The sequence below is a fragment of the Solirubrobacter ginsenosidimutans genome (assembly GCF_027587205.1).
This window is the reverse complement of record NZ_JAPDOD010000107.1, coordinates 1-6,731: the sequence shown is the minus strand read 5'-3', so window position 1 is coordinate 6,731 and position 6,731 is coordinate 1. Positions and strand designations below refer to the sequence as shown.

Here is a 6,731-nt window from a genome sequence, read left to right as displayed (position 1 = left end):
CGCGCGGGTGGGTGCCGGCGCCGGCCGGCGAGCCGGGCACGCCGGCGACGGCTCCGCGCCGCGCGCCGCGCGAACGCCTCGTCGCCGTGGCCGCCCACGACGCGCTGGCGGGCGTGCGGGTCGTCGCGCGCGACCGGCGCCTGCGCCTCCTCGTCGGCGTCCTCTCCGCCTCCACCCTCGTGGAGGGGATGGTCGACGTGCTCGTCGTCGTCACCGCGCTCGACCTCGTCGACCTCGGCGACGCGGGCGTCGGGTGGCTGAACGCCGCGTGGGGGATCGGCGGGATCGCCGGCGGCGCGTTCGCGCTCAAGCTGCTCGCCACCGGCCGGCTCGGTGCCTCGATCCCGCTCGGCGGCATGCTGATCGGCGCACCGCTGCTCGCGCTCGCCGCCCTCCCGAGCCCCGCGTGCGCGCTGGCCGCACTGCTGATCCTCGGCGTCGGCTACGCACTCGTCGAGTCGGCGGGGATCACGCTGCTGCAGCGGATCGCGCACGACCGGGTCCGTGCCCGCGCGTTCGGCGTGATCGAGAGCTCGTACTGGCTGACGACGGGCGCGGGAGCGATGCTCGCGCCCGCGATCATCGCCCTCACGAGCCCGCGCGCGGCGCTCGCGATCGTCGGCGCCGCGCTGCCGATCCTCGTCCTCGCCCGCGCGAACGCACTAACGAAGTTCGCCGACGCGCCGACCCCGGCCCGCACCGTCGCGGCGCACACCGAACGGCGCGAGCTGGAGCCGGTGCTTTAGCTCGCGTTCGTCGGCGCCGGCCGCCACCGGCGGATGTCGGGCAGCGGCGTCAGCATCGGCTCGACCTGCGCGCGCAGGTGCTCGAAGTCGGGCGGCAGCGCCAGGTGCTCGCCGAGCGTCTCACGCGACTCGTCGGTCGTGAACCCGGGCCCGATCGACGCCAGCTCATACAGGATCCCGCCCGGCTCGCGGAAGTAGACCGAACGGAAGTAGAACCGGTCGATCACCGGCGTGATCTGCAGCCCGGCCGACGCCACCCGCTCGCGCCAGGCGGTGTGCTCGTCCAACGACGCGCCCCAGGCGATGTGGTGGACGGTGCCGGCGCCGCCGAACCCGCGCCCCGCGCCGCCCTCGAGCCGGATGAAGCTGCCGCGCCGGTCGCCGCGGATCTCGAACGCGTCGTCATCCACCGGGACCGCACCCAGCACGTCCGTCAGCACCGCGACCGACCGGCGCGTGTCCGCCACACCCGCGTAGACCGCGTGAAAGCCCTGCAGCGCGTGCTCGTCCGGCACCTCGGTCGAGCGCGCACGCAACGGTGCGTCGGTCACATCGACGACCACCAGCTCGTGCGACAAGCCCTCGAAATCATCGAAGCGCAAGGCGCCGTCGACCATCGACGTCGCCACGCCCTCCGAGCCCAGCCGCTCGGCCCAGAAGTCCAGCGTCGCAGCGGAGGCCACCCGGTGGGCGATCCGGTGCACCATCCCCGCGCCCGCGCGCCCCGGCCGCGCGTTCGGGTACTCGAAGAACGTGAGGTCGGCGCCCGGCGAGCCCGCCTCGTCGGCGTAGAAGAGGTGGTAGACGGTCGGGTCGTCCTGATTGACGGTCCGCTTCACCAGCCGCAGGCCGAGCACCCGCGCATAGAAGTCCACGTTGCGCGGTGCGTCGCCGGTGATCGCGGTGATGTGATGCAGGCCCTCGAGCTTCATCTACGACTCCAGCACTTGCCTGACTGCCTCGATCGCATGTTGTATTCCCTCCGCGTCGACGTCCAGGTGCGTAACGGCCCGCACGCTCCGCGGCCCGACGGCGCCCATCCTTACCCCATGGCGCTCGATACCCGCGCATAGCGCATCGGGATCGTCGACTTCGAAGATGACGATGTTGGTCTCGATCTCGCCCGGGTCGAGCGTGACGCCGTCAAGCGACGCCAACCCCTCCGCGAGCACCCGAGCGTGCGCGTGATCCTCGGCCAGCCGGTCGACGTTGTGGTCGAGCGCATAGAGCGCACCCGCCGCCACGATCCCCGCCTGGCGCAGCGCGCCGCCGAGCATCTGCTTGTAGCGCCAGGCCTCGTCGATCAGCGACGCCGAGCCGGCGAGAACGGCCCCCAACGGCGCGCCCAGCCCCTTGGTGAAATCGAGCCAGGCCGTGTCGAACCCGCGGGTCATCTCCGCCGCCGGCACACCCGAGGCGACGACGGCGTTCATCAGCCGCGCGCCGTCCATGTGCAGCCGCAGCCCGTGCTCGTGGGCCACGTCCACCACACCGCGCAGCTGCGAAAGCGGCCACACCCTCCCGCCCGCCATGTTCGTCGACTGCTCGACGCTCACGAGCCGCGAGCGCGGCGAGTAGCGATCCGGATAGCGCAGCGCGCCGCGCACGTCCTCGCCGGTGAACATCCCGCGCGGCGTGTCGAGCGGCTGCATCATCGCGCCCGCGAACGCCGCCGGGCCGCCGGCCTCGGCGATGATCGGGTGCGAGGTGCGGTGCAGGATGGCTTCGTCGCCGCCCGGCCGGATGTGCAGCCGGAACGCGATCTCGTTGCACATCGTGCCGGAGGGGAGGAAGACCGCGGCCTCCATCCCCAGCAGCTCCGCGACCCGCTCGCAGAGCAAGGTGACCTGCGGGTCCTCGAAGCGCTGTTCGTCGCCGACCTCGGCCTCCGCCATGGCTTTGCGCATGGCGGAGGACGGGCGGGTCTGCGTGTCTGAGTACAAGTTGACCAAGGTCTCCGGGACCTTAGTCAGGTCGCTACTTGAGGCGGTTCTTCGCGAAGCGCGCGAACTCGGTGAACGCCGGGCGCGGGGAGCCGTCCGGGTTCACGAGGCCGGAGTCGAACGTGCCGTTCGGCTCGCCCCACCAGCGGTAGACGTAGACCCGCGTGACCTTCGACTTGTAGCCCTTGCGCGACGAGTCGTACTTGTCGGCGAGCTGGAACATGTACTTGGTCGCCGAGGCGGCGCGCGAGGCCGAGGTCTTGAAGCCGGAGCTCAGGAACGTCGTGATGCCGCCGGTCTCGGTCAGCCAGACCTGGCCGGGAACGGTCTTCAGGACGGTGGTCAGGCCCTTGGACTCGTGGCGGTTGACGTCCTTGTAGTTGTGCAGGCCCCAGACCCGCGCCTTGTTGTGCGAGGACTTGATGAAGCTCTTCAGCCACGTCGCGACGTTGCTCTGGTCGAGCACGTCGGCACCCAGGACGGTGCAGCCCTTGCAGTTGGCCTTCATCGCGGCGTAGTAGTCCGCGGCGCGCTTCGGGCTCGAGGAAGTCGGCTGGGAGACGTGGTTGGCCTCGTTCCACGGCGCGTACGTCTTCACCCACGGGTACGCGGCCTTGAACTTCTTGAAGGCGGTCGTGTACGCGGCCTTGGACGGCGCCTTGCAGGCGGAGGACTTGGAGTACTTCCCGCCCGAGTAGCAACCGCGGCGCGCCGTGAACATCACGAGCACTTCCTGGTTGTGCGCGTGCGCGGCGTTCATGAATGTCGCCACCTCGCCGGCGCCGTCGCCCTTGTAGAAGTCCCACGGCACGATGTAGCGGACGCGCTTGAGTTTCAGCCCTTGCCAGAGCGGCTGATCGAATGTCGCTGCGTTCTGCTCGGAGAGCCCGACCCGGTAGTTCGCGGAGGCGGGAGCACACAGGACGAGGGCCGCGAGCGCGGCCAGGAGCATCGTCATTGTCTTTCGGTGCATGGGGTCTGGAACCAGTCACCTGGACGTGAGTTGCGCTCCGGGCCAAGTTCTAACCTCGTAGTGGCACGCCATGGCGATTGACGCACCCCCCGCAGAGCAGCGCCGCGACCGGCTCCGGGAACAGCGCCGCGCCCTGCCCGATCAGCCCGGCGTCTACCTCTTCCGCGACGCCCGCGGGCGCGTGGTCTACGTGGGCAAGGCGAAGTCGATCCGCAAGCGCGTCGCCAGCCATTTCTCGAACCCGACCGTCTACGGCACGACCGCCCTGACGGAGGAGATCGACCACATCGAGTACCTCGTGGTCATCACCGAGTCCGAGGCGCTGCTCACCGAGCAGAACTTCATCAAGCAGTACAAGCCGAAGTTCAACATCCGGCTGCGCGACGACAAGTCCTACCCCTACATCGCCATCAGCCTGGACGAGGATTTTCCCCGCGTCTACTTCACGCGCGAGAAGCACAAGCGGGGGCGCGCCTACTTCGGGCCCTATAGCTCCGCCAAGCGCGTCCGCGGCACGCTCGACCTCCTCGGCAAGATCTTCCTCTTTCGCTCGTGCGAGGGTCCCGAACCGGGCCGGCACTCCGGCTCGCCCTGCCTGGACTACTTCATCAAGCGCTGCGGGGCGCCCTGCGTGGGCTATGTGAGCAAGGACGAGTACCGCGCGGGGATCGACGGCGTCGTCGCGTTCCTCTCCGGCCGCTTCAAGCAGATCGAACGCGACCTCGAGCAGCGGATGTACTTCGCCGCCGGCGAGCGCGACTACGAGCAGGCGACGGTCGAGCGCAACCGCCTGCAGGCGGTCAAGTCGCTGCTGGAGCGCCAGCGGGTGGCCGAGGGCGGGGCGGGGACCTACGACGCCGTCGCCGTCGCGGTCGAGGGCACCGAGGCCAACGCGCAGGTCTTCCAAGTGCGCGACGGCGTGCTCAGCGACCGCCAGTCCTTCTACCTGGAGAACCAGGCCGAGGCCGACCCGGCGATCGTCAGCGAGGAGTTCATGCTCCAGTACTACGCGAGTGCGCTCTCGATCCCGCCGCTGATCGTCGTCCAGGCGGCGATGAGCGAGGGATCGGAGTTGGGCGTCCTCGGCCAGTTGCTCGGTGAGCGTCGCGACGGCCCGGTGGAGATCCGGGCGAGCGAGCGCGGCGGCAAGCGCCGCATCCTCGACCTCGCGGAGCGCAACGCGCGGCTCGCGCTCGACCAGGAGAAGCTCAAGTCCGAGCGCCGGCGCCAGCAGCGGGTGGACTCGCTCACGGGTCTGCAGACCGCCCTGGAGCTGGACGCACCGCCGGTCCGGATCGAGTGCTTCGACATCTCCCACGTGGGCGGCACGCACACGGTCGCGTCGATGGTCGTCTTCGAGGGCGGCGCACCAAAAAAGAGCGATTACAGGCGTTTTACGATTCGCGAGGTCGATACCGGCGATGATTTCGCGGCGATGGCGGAGGTCCTCACGCGCCGCTACGCCCAGTGGGAGCGGCAGTCGGAACGCTCGCCCTACGACGCGGAGCGCGACGCATCGTTCGCCGCGCTGCCGAACCTGGTGATCATCGACGGCGGCAAGGGCCAGCTCGGCGCCGGCCTCGAGCCGCTGCAGGGCTTCCTCGACCGCGGCGTCGCCGTCGTCTCGCTGGCGAAGCGCATCGAGGAGGTCTTCCTGCCCGGCAACCCGGTGCCGGTCGTGATGCCGCACGACACGCCCGAGCTCCAGCTCGTCCAGCGCGTGCGCGACGAGGCCCACCGCTTCGCCATCACCCACCACCGGCTGCGCCGCGACAAGGCGATGAGGGAGTCGATCATGGACGATCTGCCCGGCATCGGCCCCGCGCGCAAGCGCGCGCTGCTCAAGCACTTCGGCTCACCCGACGCGGTGCTCGGCGCCTCCCGCGAGGCGCTCGAGAACGTTCCGGGGTTCCCGCAGAAGGTCGCCCGCGACCTCTTCAATCATCTCAATCGGACGGGACGCTGAGTCACTCATGGGGAACGCGGTTCGAGACGGCGACTCGCCCAACGGCCACAAGACGGCCTCCAACCTCGAGGACCTCGTCGTCATCTCGGGGCTGAGCGGGGCCGGCAAGTCCAGCGCCATGAACGTGTTCGAGGACGCGGGCTACTTCTGCGTCGACAACCTGCCCGCCGAGATGATCCGCTCGCTCAGCGAGCTCTTCATGCACGACGGGTCCAAGGTCGAGCTCGCCGCGGTCGTCTGCGACTCGCGCGGCGGCGAGTACCTGGCGGCGCTGGCGGGCGTGATCGACAACCTCGCGGCCGTCGGCCTGGTGCACCGCGTCGTCTTCCTCACCGCCGACGAGGAAGCGCTGGTCAACCGCTACAAGGAGACCCGCCGCCGCCACCCGCTCGCCCCGCACGGCAGCGTGCTCGACGGCATCAAGGCCGAGCGCGAGCTCCTGGAGCCGGTGCGCCAGCGGGCGGACATCGTCATCGACACCTCGGGCCTGTCCGCCGCGGCGCTGCGCCGCAAGGTCGCCGACGAGCTGCTCGAGCCGGCCACGCCCGGCAAGCTCGCGGTCACCTTCACCTCCTTCGGCCACAAGCACGGCCCGCCGCGCGACGCCGACCTCGCGTTCGACGTCCGCTTCCTCCCCAACCCGCACTACGACCCCGACCTGCGCCCGCTGACCGGCTTCGACCAGCGGATCGTCGACTACGTCGGCCGCGACGGCCGGCTCGAGGTCTTCTACTCGCACCTGATCCCGCTGCTCGAGTTCGTGCTCCCGCAATACGTCGCCGAGGGCAAGGCGCACCTGATGGTCGCGATCGGCTGCACCGGCGGGCGCCACCGCAGCGTCGCCATCACCGAGCATCTGGCCAAGCAGTTCAGGGACCGTGAGGAGTACTTCGTCGAGGTCGCGCACCGGGACGTCGACCGGTTGCCGATCAGGCGCTAGGCGGGACCCGGTCGCCGTGGTCGACCGTGCGCGTTTACGGACCAGATCGCGGGTTTCGATCAGGTTCGCACTGGTCGAGTTAGCGCGCTGGCGGGGTGAGGAACATTTGCGTCGGCGGGCTCAAGCGGTCAGCGCAACAGGACTTCCATTCTTTCAGCTGGGG

At 70.0% G+C, this 6,731-nt stretch carries 6 protein-coding genes; 3 read left to right on the top strand and 3 right to left on the bottom strand.

Annotation, left to right across the window (positions count from 1 at the left end):
* A partial coding sequence (locus OM076_RS44195; protein ID WP_270046664.1) for an MFS transporter occupies window positions 1-746 on the top strand: 746 nt, incomplete at its 5' end.
* On the opposite strand, the gene OM076_RS44190 is transcribed toward OM076_RS44195, so the two are convergent.
* The 3 genes from OM076_RS44190 to OM076_RS44180 are packed head-to-tail and all read right to left on the bottom strand — an operon-like array spanning window position 743 to window position 3,647.
* Window positions 743-1,678: a VOC family protein gene (locus OM076_RS44190; protein ID WP_270046663.1), complete on the bottom strand. Its 936-nt coding sequence runs from the start codon at window positions 1,676-1,678 to the stop codon at window positions 743-745. The genes OM076_RS44195 and OM076_RS44190 overlap by 4 nt on opposite strands.
* The gene (locus tag OM076_RS44185) at window positions 1,679-2,689 is read right to left on the bottom strand and encodes a threonine aldolase family protein (RefSeq protein WP_270046662.1); all 1,011 of its coding nucleotides are present in this window, start codon (window positions 2,687-2,689) and stop codon (window positions 1,679-1,681) included. It abuts the gene before it with no gap.
* 34 nt (window positions 2,690-2,723) lie between these two features.
* Complete coding sequence (locus OM076_RS44180; protein WP_270046661.1) at window positions 2,724-3,647, bottom strand: glycosyl hydrolase; 924 nt, start codon at window positions 3,645-3,647, stop codon at window positions 2,724-2,726.
* 85 nt (window positions 3,648-3,732) lie between these two features.
* Here OM076_RS44180 and uvrC point away from each other — a divergent pair, with 85 nt between their 5' ends.
* Together uvrC and rapZ are read left to right on the top strand one after the other, a co-directional pair.
* A complete protein-coding gene (gene uvrC, locus OM076_RS44175; RefSeq protein WP_270046660.1) occupies window positions 3,733-5,628 on the top strand; it encodes an excinuclease ABC subunit UvrC in 1,896 nt (631 codons plus the stop codon).
* 7 nt (window positions 5,629-5,635) lie between these two features.
* Window positions 5,636-6,568, top strand: coding sequence for an RNase adapter RapZ (rapZ, locus tag OM076_RS44170; RefSeq protein WP_270046659.1), 933 nt, complete (start codon window positions 5,636-5,638; stop codon window positions 6,566-6,568).
* The last annotated feature ends 163 nt before the right edge of the window (window positions 6,569-6,731 follow it).

Coding starts and splice junctions, on each gene's coding strand:
- OM076_RS44190 (WP_270046663.1), bottom strand. CDS start 1,678: ATGAAGCTCGAGGGCCTGCATCACATCACCGCGATCACCGGCGACGCA.
- OM076_RS44180 (WP_270046661.1), bottom strand. CDS start 3,647: ATGACGATGCTCCTGGCCGCGCTCGCGGCCCTCGTCCTGTGTGCTCCC.
- rapZ (WP_270046659.1), top strand. CDS start 5,636: ATGGGGAACGCGGTTCGAGACGGCGACTCGCCCAACGGCCACAAGACG.
- uvrC (WP_270046660.1), top strand. CDS start 3,733: ATGGCGATTGACGCACCCCCCGCAGAGCAGCGCCGCGACCGGCTCCGG.